Raw genomic sequence first — 12640 nt, forward strand, 5'->3', positions numbered from 1 at the left:
GCGGGACTCCCTAGTTCGCGACCAGGCCGTCGATCTGGTTGATCGACTCGGTCGCGCCTTCGACCACGCCCATGTCGAGTACCTTCTGCAGGCCCTCGGCGCTGGTGTAGACGCCCACGTAGGTGGCGAAGGTGCGGCCGTCGCGTTCTTCGAAGGTGTAGGTGTTGGTGGCGACGGGCATCGAGTCGACCGGGTTGTAGTCCGCGTCGGCGAAGCCGTCCCGGAACACGAAACCGTTCGGCTCGTCGACGGACTCGATCTCCCAGTACCCGGCGAACTTCTCGCCCTCGGGGCTGGTCATGTAGTAGGTGACCCGGCCGCCCGGTGCGAGGGAGTGCTCGACGACGGTGGCGGGGTAGGTGGGCGGGCCCCAGACCTTCTCCAGCTGGCGCGGGTCGGCGTAGACCTGCCAGATCCGTTCCCGCGGGGCCGCGAATTCCGCGGTGATGGTGAGCGTGCGGGCGTCGAGATCGTGGGTGACGTTGGTGACGGGCATGATTCACACCTCCGGTTGAGGGTCGATCGCGATGAGGTCGTCGATCCGGCCGATTCGGCCGCGCCAGATCTGCTCCAGTTCGACGAGCATGCCGGAGACCGCGCGGACCGCGGCGACGTCACCACTGGCCAGTTGTTCCCTGCCCTGGCGTCGCTTGGTCAGTAGCCCGGCCCGTTCCAGCACGGCCACGTGCTTCTGGACGGCGGCGAAGCTCATGTCGTAGTTCTCCGCCAGTGCCGACACCGAATGCTCCCCGGCCAGCACGCGGCGCACGATATCGCGCCGGGTGCGGTCGGCGAGGGCGTGGAACATGGCGTCTGCCGCGTCCTCGTCGGTGTCGTTCACCCCTCCGAATGTACAACCAATCGGTTGTATGTCAACCCTCGCGGTGGCTCAGGGCAGGGCGGTGAGGGTGACGGTGCTGCCCGCCTCCACATTGGAGCTGATCCCGGGCACCTGACCGATCACCAGCGAACTGTCGGAGTCGGTGATCGACTTGACCTCCACCTGCAGGCCCAGCTGCTGCAGCTTGGCCCGGGCGTTGCCGACGGTCTGGCCCATCACATTGGGCACCTTCACCGCGCTCGACACGATCAGGGTCACGCTGTCGCCGGACTGCAGGGTCGCACCGACCGCGGGGTCGGTGCCGATGGCCTTGTCGCCCTCGACGCTCTTGTCGAACTGCACCCTGGTGTCGCGCACCACGAGGCCGGCGCTGGTCAGCGCCGCCGCCGCGTCCTCGGTGCTCTTGCCGCGCACATCGGGCACGTTCACCGGCTGCGAGCCCTTGCTGCGATACACCTTCACCTGCGCGCCCATCGGCAGGACCGTGCCGGGCGCCGGTTCCACCTTGGCCAGCGAACCCTTCGGCGCGGTGCTCGGCGCCTCCCCGCTGTCGATCGGCTGCAGGCCCGCGTCGCGGATCGCCTGGTTGACCTCGCTGATCTGGTCGCCGGGATTGATGTCGGGCACCCGCGGCTTGCCGTTGGAGATCAGCACCGCGACGGTGGAGCTCTTGGTGACCCGCGATCCGGCCGAGGGATCGGTGCCGACCACACCGCCGACCGGGATCGTGTCGGAGGACTTCTGCCGCAGTTCGGTCTCGAAACCCGCCTCCTGCAGCACGGCGACCGCGCGTTCGGAATCCATCCCGGCGATCGCGGGTACCGCGGTGTAGCGGCCCACACCGAGCCACCAGCCGCCGATCCCGACCAGCAGCGTCAGCGCGGTGACGATGCCGACCCACATCAATCCGGTACGGCGGGAATGGTTCTCGCCCGCCACGAACGGATTCGACAGCGGGGCGGGGGCGTGCGAGGACGTGTACTCCTCGGCGCGTGGGCGCGGCGCGGTCACCACCCTGGTGTGCTGCGGCTGCCGGTCCGGTGCCGGAATCGGGTGCGCGAGCACCGGATTCGGGGTGTGGGGGCGCTCGCCGGGGTGGTGCGCGTCGCCGGTGCGGTAGCTCTCGCTGAGATGCTCGGCCGAATCCGTCGGCGCGGGAACCCGATACGGCGGTAGATTCAGCGCCATCGCGATCGACTGCAGTTCCGCGGCCATCTGATGGGCGTCGGCGAAGCGCTGCGCCGGGTCACGGGAGGTGGCCTTGGCGACGAGCTCGTCGAACTCCGGCGGTACGCCGCCGATGAACTGGCTCGGCGGGGGCACGTCGTTCTCGACCCGCTGATAGGCCACCGACAGCGAGTTGTCGCCGGTGAACGGCACCCGGCCGGTGAGCAGTTCGAAGATCAGCAGGCCGAAGGAGTAGACATCGCTGCGCGCGTCGGCGGTGCCGGTGGTGACCTGCTCGGGGGAGAGGTAGGCGGCGGTGCCGAGGATCACGCTCGCGGAGGTGGTGTTGGCGGCGGCGACGGCGCGCACCAGACCGAAGTCGGCGATCTTCACCTCGCCCGCGTCGGAGATCAGCACGTTCTCCGGCTTGACGTCGCGGTGTACCAGGCCCGCGTCGTGGGCGGTGCCGATCGCGCGCAGCACCGGTTCGGCTACCGCGCGCACGGCGTGCGGCGGCATCGGTCCGCGTTCGCGCAGCAGCTCGCGCAGGGTGCCGCCCTCGACCAGTTCCATGATCAGGAACGGGTACTCCCCGTCGACGCCCTGGTCGTACACCGCGACCAGCGAGGGGTGCTTGAGCTTGGCCACCGCGCGCGCCTCGAACTCGAAGCGGGTGAGGAACTGCGGGTCGCCGGCGAACTTCGGATCCATCACCTTGATCGCCACCGGGCGATCCAGCCGGGTGTCGGTTCCGCGGAAAACCATCGACATTCCGCCGCGGGCGATCGGCGCATCGATGCGATAGCGCCCTTCCAGCATCTGGCCGATCAAGTGACGTCCTCCGGGTACGACAAACAGGCCACGGTGTGCGGCCCCCACGATCGTAACCGGGCGACGCGCCCAGGCCAGCCACTGCTCGCCGGTACCCACGTACTACCGTTGTCCGGGTGAGTGCCTTCCCCTGCAGCGACGATGTGCTGCCCGACACCGAAACCATCGTCTCGCTCCCCGAGGCCGCCGACATCCTCGGCGTCCCGGTCACCGCGGTGCACCAACTGCTGCGTGATCACCAGCTCATCGCGATCCGCCGCAACGGCGTCGTCGGCATCCCGTCGCGCTTCTTCGACGACAACGACGAGATCGTCCGCCTGCTGCCCGGCCTGATCACGGTGATGCGCGACGGCAAGTACAGCAACGAGGAGATCCTGCGCTGGATCTACACCCCCGACGACTCCCTCCCCGGCCGCCCCGTCGACGCCCTGCACGGCGACCTGGCCCGCGAAGTCGTCCGCCGCGCCGCCGCGGAACCCTTCTGAGCACTTCATGGTTGGAAGTCCGGCGCGGCCTCCCACAACGCACTGACCGGTAGCGCGCGATCGTATTGCGAGACAGTTCGAGTTCTCGCTCCAGCTCGATGGCGAAACCGTGTGCCGTTGCGGAAGACTGTTCGCGCCCAGGTTCGTGCCTGGGGCGAAAAGTCAGCGGCGCCAGGTCGCGGTGACGAAGCCACTGGTGGCGACCAGGAGGCGGCGGTGGCGGGGGACTCGGGCTCGGGTGTCGAAGACCTGGTAGTCGGCGGCTTCGATGCGGTCGAGGATTTCGGCGTAGAGGATGCGGGCGGTGCCGATCGCGGGGCGGACCCTGGGGTCGAGCAGGTCGATGCCCGGGGTGGCTCGGCGGTAGATGTCACGGTTGATCGCGATCAGGTGGGCCAGGGCGCGGCGCAGGGGTGCGTCGGTGTGGCCGGTGTGGCGCGCGGCGCGCAGGTGCGCTTCGTCGACACCGAAGGCGGCGAGTTCCTCGGTGGGCAGGTAGATACGACCGCGGTCGAGGTCCTCGGCGACATCACGCAGGAAATTGGTGAGCTGAAAAGCCTCGCCGAGTGCCGCGGCGGCGGGTTCGGCCTCGGTGACCGGAACGACGGTGCCCAGCACCGGCAGCAGCTGCAGGCCGATGGCGGCGGCGGACCCGCGCATGTACTCGCGCAGCTCGGCCATCGTGGCGTAGCGGGTGCGATAGAGCCCGGTGCCGGGGACATCCATGCGCATGGCGTCGAGGAAGGTCCAGAAATGACGGTGGTCGATCTCGTAGCGGGTGATGGTGTCGGCGGCCGCGGCGATGATCTGCCGGGTGCGCGGGTCGCCGTACTCGAGCTCGACGGCATCCAGCTGCAGGGTCGCGTCGGAGCCGAGGCATGGCTGCGCGCCGCGGTGGTCGAGCGCTTCGCGTAACTGCTGCTCGACGGCATCCAGTCGCCGTGCCACGGCCGCACCGGTATCGGCGGCGACGGACTGTGTAGTACCGAGCGCTGCATCCAGCCGGCGCTCGACGACGTCCAGTCGCTGGGCTTCGACCGCACCGGGGCCGACGGCGTTCGGTTGCACGCCGGGCGAAGGGCTGACGAGGAGGGGCGAGACGCCGCCGTCGAGTGGTGTGCTCGCCTGGTTCGTACGACCGCCCTGGCGCGATGCCGGGGCCGTGTCCGCATGGTGTCTCGTACCGGAATCGCGCGGGTCGAGGACGTGGGTGGGGTCCTCGGCGTGGTCGACGATGTCGTCGACCATCCTGGCGAAGGCGTACAGCGCGTGTACGGCGCGTCGCCGGGGTGGGGACAGGAGGGTGGTCGCCAGGTAGTACGTGCGCCCGTGTTCGGCGGTGATGCGGCGGCACATCGCGTAGGCCGCGTCGAGGTCGATCTCGCCGGTCGGCGATCGGACCTGGGCACAGGTCGAGCGGGCAGGTTCGTTCATGCCCGAACAGGCGGTACCGGTTCGGTGATAGCGCGCTTCGAACTGGCCGAACGCAGTTGCAGCGGGTCGACGGTGCGCAGCGACAGTGCCGCGACCACGGCGGCGAAGGTCGCCAGCGCGACGTGCCAGAAGTTGTACAGCCCGATCGAGCCGTCGGGCTGGAACACCAGCATCAACCAGGTGCACAGTCCGACCAGCCACATCAGTGTCGTGGTCGAGAGCGCGAATCCGGCGGCCAGGGCCAGCGGCCACGAGTAGTACCAGGGCAGGGCGGCGGGGGAGAGCAGCACGATCGCGACGAAGGCGATGATGATGCCCATCACGGCCTCGCGTTCGCTGTGCCGGAACCGCCACCAGGTCGCGACCAGGAGCAGGACCAGGGCGACCTGGCACAGCTTGCGGGTCACCCAGAGCACCGAGTCCAGGTCGAGCGGGGTCACCCAGGTGACCATGTGCGCGAGGATCGTCGGCAGCGACAGCCAGTTGATGATCTTGTTCGAGCCCTGCAGGGCGGTGACCCAGCCGAACCCGACTCCCGCGATCACCGACGCGGCCCCGAACACCGCCACGAACACGCCGAAGCCGATACCGGCGATCTTGGCGAACACGAGGAGCGGATGGGGCATGTCGGCCGACGGCCGGGCGGCATCGGGATGCTTCTGGTCCTCGGGAAGTCCGTCGGCGCCCGCGGTGGCGCCGCGCTGGGCGGCTCGCCGTTCCTTCTCGTGCAGAATCCAGATCCACACCAGGAACGGCAGTGCGACCCCCGCGGTCGCCTTGATCGCGACACCGATGGCGACCACGACGATGCCCGCCACGTGATAGCGCTCGAGCACGAGCGCGACACCCGCGCACATCAGCCCGACCATCAGCAGCTCGTTGTGCACGCCGCCGATGAGATGGATCAGCACCAGCGGGTTGAGCACCGCGAGCCACAGCGCGACTGTCGGTTTACCGCCGAGGTGCTTGGTCAGATACGGCACCGCCCACATCATCAGCGCGAGGCCGGGCAGCATCACGAAGCGCAGGGCGATGGTGCCCGCGATGATGTTGTCGCCGGTGATCATGGTGATGGCGCGACCGATGAGCAGGAACATCGGACCGTAGGGCGCGGTGGTCGTGGTCCAGACCGAGCTCACGTTGTCCAGCAGGATCCCGGGATTGGCGACCGGACCCACCTGGTAAGGGTCGAAGCCGTCACGCAGCAGTGCACCCTGGGCGAGGTAGGAGTAGACGTCGCGGCTGAACATCGGCGCCGCGAACAGCAGCGGGGTGGTCCAGATGGCGACGATCGCGCGCAGTTCGTTGAGGGTGACGCGCGAGCCGTCCTTGCCGATGGTGGTGCGTCCGAGCCGGACCCACGCGGTGACCATCAGCAGCACGCCGATCCAGATGGTGATCGTCGAGAGCGCGTAACCGTGCCCGAAGCGCAGCCACGACAGATGCAGCGCCTCCAGCAGGGGATCGTGCTTACGGACCGCTCCGGCGCCGAACCCGCCGACGGTGATCATGACCGCACCGAAGAAACCCATCACGGCCGCGTGGCCTTCGGGGCTGCGGGCGAAATCGCTCGCGATCCGTAGCCGCGACCGGACGCCGGGATCGGTCCCGGAGGGCATGTGGCGCTGCGGCTCGAGGGTGCGCGTGGTCTCCATGGTGCCTACGGTCGTCTCGGGGGGCGGCATTGTCGGTCGGTCCCCCCGGATGGTCGGCGGTCGCAACCGCGAGCTGATGAGTCGGCCGTCAGTTTACGGCTTCAAGTTGGAACACTAACCCGGTGGTCGGTACCGCTGCGCGTCCGGCTGCCGGTGATTCGTGCCGCCGCCAGCTTGCCCGACAGCAGAGTGGTGGGCACACCCACCCCCGGAGTCGTGCCGCAACCTGCGAGAACGACGTTGTCCATGCCCCTTGGCAGATTGCGTGGCCGGAACGGGCCGGTCTGCCGGAACAGATGCGCCACCGAGAACGGTGTGCCCGCGATCATGCCCTGGGCGGCCCACGTGGCCGGTGTGTCGAGGTGATCGACGGCGAAGTGCTCGGTGATTCCGGTGTATCCGCGCTGCTCGAGCACGGTGAGCAGCTCGCGGAGATAGGACGGTCCGAGCCGGTCCCAGTCGAGCGGGGCGGCGGTCAGATTGGGGCAGGGTGCGAGCAGCGAGAGTGGTTCGCAGCGGCCCTGCGCCCGGTCGACGAACTGGCCGGGGTCGGTGAGTGCGGGGCGGGTCAGCAGCAGCGAAGGGTCGCTCATCAGTTGCCCGCGACCCGGCCGCGCGGCGATTTCGGCGAAGGTCTGCGCCCAGGCGGCCCCGAAATCGATGGTGTGATGCGCCTGCACGGGCCAGCCGGCGGCGATCTCGGCGGGGATGGTGCCGTGCGCCACGACGGCCGACGGGGACGCCCGCAGACCGCGCCGTACGCGCAGACCGAATCGGGGTAGCGAACCGAGGTCCGTGGTGAGGACGACCGCGTCGCACGGGAAGCTGCGCCCGTCGACGGTGCGGACCGCTTCCGCGCGGCGGCCGCTGACCGGGGCCTCGGGCCGGGCGTTGTCACCCAGGTCGTGTCCCGGGGGCACGCGCGCGTAGACGACCCGCTCGACCTCGGCGCCGAGCTCGAGCCGCCCGCCCGCGGCCGTGAACGCCTCGGCCAGCGCGGCCGTGATCGCCCGCATCCCACCCTCGGGGAAATAGACGCCCTGGCAGGTGTCCATGTTCGGGATCGCGCCGTAGAGCGCCAGCGCCCGGTCCGGTGCCATGCCCGCGTACAGCGCCTGGAAGGTGAACAGCCTGGTCAGCCGCTCGTCGCGCAGATAGGACCGCACGCGCGGCCCGAGCCTGCCGAAGCCGCCGAGCCGGGCCAGCGTGGTCAGCGCGGTGCGGGAGCGCCGGGTGCGCACCATGTCGAGCGGGGAATCGAAGTTGGCGTCCATGAAGTCGTCGAACTCGGCCGCGTAGATCCGGTCGAGCCAGTCGCGCAGCCGCCGGTAGTTGCGGGCCTCGGCCGGTCCGCAGGCACGGTCGACCTCGGCCGCCATGGTGTCGGCGTCGTCGAAGACGCGGATGTCGGAGCCGTCGGCGAAGCGCGCGTGATAGGCGGGCGCGAGCCGGTGGATGCGCAGCGAGACGCTCTCGCGGGTTTGCCCGACGGCCGCCAGCGCCTCGTCGATGAGTTCCGGCACCGTGAGCACGGTGGCGCCGCTGTCGATCTCGTAGTCGTCGAACCGGTAGCGCCCCACCCGGCCGCCGGGATGATCGGCCCGCTCGAGCACGGTCACCTCGCGACCGGCGCCGCGCAGGTGCAGCGCGGCCGCGAGCCCGGCCAGCCCGGCCCCGACCACGACGACATGATTCGCCTGTCCCGCAACACTTCTCATGACGTCCTCAGGCCGCGCGGCGAGTGGCGGCCAGGGCCATGGCCTGCAACAACCGCTTGGCGTCCGGTGTGGCGGTACTCGTGGCCACCGCGGCCAGGCCGGTGTCGGTGAGTTCGGTGATCCGCCGCTCCACCTCGTCGACCGCGCCGAGTTCGGTGAGCAGCGCGCGCAGCCGGTCGACGGCCGCGTCGTCGAGATCGGTGCCGAGTCCGGTGCGCAGCGCCTCGGCCGCGGCCGGGTCGGCGCGGCGCAGGGCCTCGGCGATCAGCACGGTGCGCTTGCCTTCGCGCAGGTCGTCGCCGGAGGGTTTGCCGGTGACGGCGGGGTCGCCGAACACGCCGAGCAGGTCGTCGCGCAGCTGGAAGGCGATGCCGACGTCGGTGCCGTAGGTCCGCAGGGCCGCCACCAGCGCGTCGTCGGCGTCGGCCAGTGCCGCGCCCAGGTGCAGCGGGCGTTCGATCGTGTAGGCGGCGGTCTTGTAGCGGTTGATCCGCAGCGCCGCCTCGACCGATTCGTCGCCTCCGGCCTCGCCGTTGATGTCGAGCAGCTGCCCGCCGAGCACCTCGGTGCGCATCCGCGCCCACACCCGCGCGAACCTGGCGTGCGCGGCGGGCGCGAGTCCGGCCTCGTTGACCAGGTCGTCGGCCCAGGCCAGGGCCAGATCGCCGATCAGGATGGCGACCGCCGACCCGTAGGCGGCGCCGTCACCGGGCCAGCCCGCCGTGCCGTGGCGATCCTCGAAGTCGACGTGCACCGTCGGGAACCCGCGTCGGGTCCGCGAGGAGTCGATGATGTCGTCGTGCACCAGCGCGCAGGCCTGCACCAGTTCGAGCGCCGAACAGGCGGTGAGCACGGCGGCCGCGTCGGGCCCCGCCGGATCGCCACCGGCGCCCACCCACCCGGTCCACGCGAAGCCCGGCCTGGTCCGCTTGCCCCCGCGCAGGACGAACTGCTCGAGCGCCTCGGCGGCATCGATGAACACCGGTCCGAGCGGGTCGACGATCTCGCGCCGGGTCGCGAAGAACCCGGCGAGCACGCCCTCCACGGCGGCGGCGAAGGCCGGGGTGCCGGGGGTGAGCGAGGCGAGGTCGACCGAGGCCGGTGGCCCGACGAGGGGCCGCGACAGTGGGGTACCGATTCCGGCGGACAGGGCGGCCTCCAGGGTGCGGAAGTGGGCGAACGGCGTGGTCCGCTCGCGCGTGGCGGTGTGGTCACCGGCCTTCCGTCGCAGGATACGCGGGCCGCACGGTGGTGCCGACGGCGCACACGGCCGGTGCGACCGACCCCACACCCCGCGTGTCCAGCCATCTTGACGTCCGATCCCGCCCCCGAGGCACGCATCGTCGTGGCCGGTGGGCCCACCACTACACTGGACCGGTGAGTTTCGACAACGGACGGGTCCGCTCGACCCCTGATCGCCCCGCTTCGGCCCGGCGGATCGTCTCGCGCACCCCGTCGGTGGTGCAGAGTCTGCGCACCCATTCCGGCAGTGGTGTGCCGTTCTCGGTCGAATTCAACCCGCCTCGCGACGCGGCCGGTGAGGCCAGGTTGTGGCGCGCGGTCCGCACGTTCGAGCGCATGCACCCCGCCTTCGTCTCCATGACCTACGGCGCGGGCGGCTCCACCAGCGACCGCACCGTCCGGATCACCGGCGAACTCGCCACCGAGACCACCCTGCTCCCGGTCGCCCACCTCACCGCCGTCGGTCACAGCATCGCCGAACTGCGCTCCCTGGTCGGCTCCTACGCCGACTCCGGTATCCGCAATCTCTTGGTCCTGCGCGGCGACCCGCCCGGTGATCCCCTGGGCGAATGGCACAAGCACCCCAACGGCGTCGAATACGCCGACGAGCTGGTCCGGATCGTGCGCGACCTCGGTGACTTCCACGTCGGCGTGGCCTCCTTCCCCCAGGGCCACCACCGCTCACCCGACCTCGACCACGACACCCGCCACCTCGCCGCGAAACTGCGTGCGGGCGCGGACTACTCGATCACCCAGATGTTCTTCGACGTCGAGCACTACCTGCGCCTACGCGACCGCGTCATCGCCATGGACCCCATCGAGGGCGCCAAGCCGATCATCCCCGAACTCATGCCCATCACCTCCCTGCGCACCGTCCAGCGCGCCGAGGAACTCTGCGGCCGCACCCTCCCGCCCGCCGTCATGGCCCGCCTCCAGCAGGCCGCCGGCACCGGCCCCGAAGAGGACCGCGCCGCCGTCCGCGCCGAAGGCATCCAGATCGCCACCGAAATGGCCCAGCGCCTCATCGACGAAGGCGCCCCCTGCCTCCACTTCATCACCCTCAACTTCGCGAAGGCCACCAGCGAAGTCCTCACCAACCTCGGCTACGGCGTCACCGCCGCCCCCATCAGCGCGTAACCGGATCACCGTGGCCGGCCATGCTGCCGGTACAGGTCACCGACCCCGATCAGCGCCACCGCTGGGTCGTGCTCGGCCGCGCGGCGTAGCGCGTCACTGAACCCGGCCCCGCTGAACAGGGCCAGCCTGCAGGACGAGGTGTCCCAGCCTCGTTCGGTCAGGACAGCGCGGGCCCTGGTGAGGCGCTCGAGGTGGTTCACGCCGACCGTGGTTCCCCACTTCGCCTCGCCGAGTAGGGAAATCGAGGGTGCCCGGCCGCCGTCGCCCGGCTCGGTGACGGCCGCGTCGATCTGGATCCGGGTTCGCCGGTGCGGGTCGGTGACCACGCCGCAGCCGACCGCGCCGAAATCGGTGTCCAACTCCAGCAGATCGATGCCGCCGGTGAGCAGGAAGGTCCGGCACATCTGCTCGAAGTGCGGGCCCGCGACCTGGGCGTCGAACCGCTCGGTCGATCTGCGCCACACCTGTTGTGCCTGGTCGGTTTCCAATCGGGCCCACGCGGGCCGCATCACGGCTTCGTAGAACGAGATCAGCGGTTCGGTGATGCGGTAGATCGACCGGCCCGATCGGAACACATCCTGTTCGCGGGTGACGAGATGGCAGTCATCGAGGACCGTCAGTGGGTGGGAGATGTCGACCGACTTGCGTCCGATGTATCCGGCGATACCGCCGCGGGTGTTGTGTCCCTGGGCAACCGCCGCCAGCACCGAATGATAGAGCGCGGTGTCACGGATCTCGGACTCCTCGGCGAGCAGATATCGGGCCTCCCGGAACAGTGGACTCAACGGCGACAACACTGTTCGGCACAGCCAGTCGTCGAGATCGGTGACCGAGGTCGGTACGTCGTCGGCGAGGAATTGCCTGCGATAGGCGGGTGTTCCCCCGACGATGGCGTGTAGCCGCGCCGCCAAGGCCGGATCGTGCCCGGCCTCCCAGAAGTCCGCGGCGGCGCGATAGCCGAAGGGCCGCACCAGAAGTTCGAGCTGGGCCCGGCCGCGCAAGGGCGCGTTCGCCGCCGGCAGGCCGCCCATCACCGACATCGCGGATCCGCACAGCAACAGCCGGACCCCACTCGATTCGGTTTGATACCGGTCGATCTCCCGCTGTACCAGCGACGGGAGTTCCGGCACCGCTTTGACGAGATAGGGGAACTCGTCGAGCACGATCAGCAGCGGTTCGGCAGCCCGTGCGCCGAGTGCGAACAGATGGGTGATCGCGTGATCCCAATGGTCGAACGCGATGGGGGCGCCCGCACCGGTGAACTCGCCCAGCGCGGCCCCGAACTGCCGCAGCGATTCGGTACCGGTAGCGGTGGTCGCCCCGAAGTAGAAACCGCTGCGCTGCTCGGCCAGTGTCCGCAACAGATACGTCTTGCCCATCCGTCGCCGCCCACTGACGATTCCGAGCTTTTCGGGACAATGCCATCTATAGATGGTCGACTGGGGTGCGTTGGCTCGGAAATCTCGTTGGGGTGTCCGAATCCGCCGTCGAGAAGCAGCTCGTGGCGATTTTGGGGGAGCATCTGGCGGCTCTGCGGGAGGCCAAGGGGCTGACGCAGGAGGAGGTCGCGCTCGCGGCGGGGATCAGTCGGCAGCACTATCAGTTGCTCGAAGTGGGGTTGCGGGCTCGTAAGCCGCGGACGCCGGCGAATCCGAGGTTGTCGACACTGGTTGCATTGAGTGAGGTGCTCGGGACGACGATGCCGGATCTCATCGATGAAGTGTTCGGTCGGAGCGCGAGCTGAGGTCTCGGGTCGTGCCTGGCTGACCGTGTCGGCGACTCCGTGAGCCGTGCGCGCATGATGCCATCTATAGATGGTCGACGCGAGTGGGGTGCCTGGGAAGCCTCGGTGAGGTGTCCGAATCCGCCGTCGAGAAGCAGCTCGTGGCGATTCTCGGCGAGCGGCTGGCCGCTTTGCGTGCGGTCAGGGGGCTCAGTCAGGAAGAGGTCGCGCACGCCGCCGGTATCAGTCGTCAGCATTACCAGCTGCTCGAGAACGGCTGGGGTGTCCGCAGCACGAAGGCGCCGGCGAATCCGAGGTTGTCGACGCTGATCGCGCTGAGCGAGGTGCTCGGCACCTCGGTGCCCGATCTGGTCGGTGAGATGTTCGGCCGCAGCGCGAGTTGACCC

At 69.7% G+C, this 12640-nt stretch carries 12 protein-coding genes; 4 read left to right on the forward strand and 8 right to left on the reverse strand.

Features of this window, described 5'->3' with window-relative positions; all coding sequences use genetic code 11:
• Positions 1–10: 10 nt before the first annotated feature.
• Genes ACFVVM_RS27685 through pknB form a run of 3 tightly spaced genes read right to left on the reverse strand, consistent with a single transcriptional unit; the run spans position 11 to position 2827 of the window.
• Positions 11–496, reverse strand: coding sequence for an SRPBCC domain-containing protein (locus ACFVVM_RS27685; protein WP_387624070.1), 486 nt, complete (start codon positions 494–496; stop codon positions 11–13).
• Positions 497–499: 3 nt separating this feature from the next.
• On the reverse strand, positions 500–841 hold the full coding sequence (locus ACFVVM_RS27690) for an ArsR/SmtB family transcription factor (RefSeq protein ID WP_387624073.1): 342 nt from the start codon (positions 839–841) through the stop codon (positions 500–502).
• A gap of 48 nt (positions 842–889) precedes the next feature.
• A complete protein-coding gene (gene pknB, locus ACFVVM_RS27695; protein WP_387624344.1) occupies positions 890–2827 on the reverse strand; it encodes a Stk1 family PASTA domain-containing Ser/Thr kinase in 1938 nt (645 codons plus the stop codon).
• Between the two features lie 128 nt (positions 2828–2955).
• Here pknB and ACFVVM_RS27700 point away from each other — a divergent pair, with 128 nt between their 5' ends.
• On the forward strand, positions 2956–3324 hold the full coding sequence (locus tag ACFVVM_RS27700) for an Rv2175c family DNA-binding protein (RefSeq protein WP_387624076.1): 369 nt from the start codon (positions 2956–2958) through the stop codon (positions 3322–3324).
• Positions 3325–3486: 162 nt separating this feature from the next.
• On the opposite strand, the gene ACFVVM_RS27705 is transcribed toward ACFVVM_RS27700, so the two are convergent.
• The 4 genes from ACFVVM_RS27705 to ACFVVM_RS27720 all read right to left on the reverse strand — a co-directional run bounded on the left by ACFVVM_RS27705 (position 3487) and on the right by ACFVVM_RS27720 (position 9293).
• On the reverse strand, positions 3487–4758 hold the full coding sequence (locus tag ACFVVM_RS27705) for a phytoene/squalene synthase family protein (RefSeq protein WP_387624079.1): 1272 nt from the start codon (positions 4756–4758) through the stop codon (positions 3487–3489).
• Positions 4755–6413: an alpha-(1->6)-mannopyranosyltransferase A gene (locus ACFVVM_RS27710; RefSeq protein WP_387624082.1), complete on the reverse strand. Its 1659-nt coding sequence runs from the start codon at positions 6411–6413 to the stop codon at positions 4755–4757. Before ACFVVM_RS27710 ends, ACFVVM_RS27705 begins: the two co-directional genes overlap by 4 nt.
• A gap of 101 nt (positions 6414–6514) precedes the next feature.
• Positions 6515–8131, reverse strand: a complete 1617-nt coding sequence (gene crtI, locus ACFVVM_RS27715; protein WP_387624084.1) for a phytoene desaturase family protein — start codon at positions 8129–8131, stop codon at positions 6515–6517.
• 7 nt (positions 8132–8138) lie between these two features.
• A complete protein-coding gene (locus ACFVVM_RS27720; protein WP_387624347.1) occupies positions 8139–9293 on the reverse strand; it encodes a polyprenyl synthetase family protein in 1155 nt (384 codons plus the stop codon).
• A 296-nt stretch (positions 9294–9589) separates the two neighbouring features.
• Here ACFVVM_RS27720 and ACFVVM_RS27725 point away from each other — a divergent pair, with 296 nt between their 5' ends.
• Positions 9590–10510 carry a methylenetetrahydrofolate reductase gene (locus ACFVVM_RS27725; protein ID WP_387624349.1) on the forward strand — a complete coding sequence of 307 codons (921 nt, stop codon included), beginning with the start codon at positions 9590–9592 and terminating at the stop codon, positions 10508–10510.
• 5 nt (positions 10511–10515) lie between these two features.
• Here the strand turns inward: ACFVVM_RS27725 and ACFVVM_RS27730 are convergent, their stop codons facing one another.
• Positions 10516–11889, reverse strand: coding sequence for an ATP-binding protein (locus tag ACFVVM_RS27730; protein ID WP_387624086.1), 1374 nt, complete (start codon positions 11887–11889; stop codon positions 10516–10518).
• A gap of 92 nt (positions 11890–11981) precedes the next feature.
• Here ACFVVM_RS27730 and ACFVVM_RS27735 point away from each other — a divergent pair, with 92 nt between their 5' ends.
• Both ACFVVM_RS27735 and ACFVVM_RS27740 read left to right on the forward strand, forming a co-directional pair.
• Entirely contained in the window at positions 11982–12254 is a 273-nt protein-coding gene (locus ACFVVM_RS27735) for a helix-turn-helix domain-containing protein (RefSeq protein WP_387624089.1), read from the forward strand.
• A gap of 110 nt (positions 12255–12364) precedes the next feature.
• Positions 12365–12637, forward strand: coding sequence for a helix-turn-helix domain-containing protein (locus ACFVVM_RS27740; protein WP_387624092.1), 273 nt, complete (start codon positions 12365–12367; stop codon positions 12635–12637).
• Positions 12638–12640 lie beyond the last annotated feature (3 nt).

It is taken from the genome of Nocardia sp. NPDC058176 (assembly GCF_042883805.1).
Classification (GTDB): domain Bacteria; phylum Actinomycetota; class Actinomycetes; order Mycobacteriales; family Mycobacteriaceae; genus Nocardia.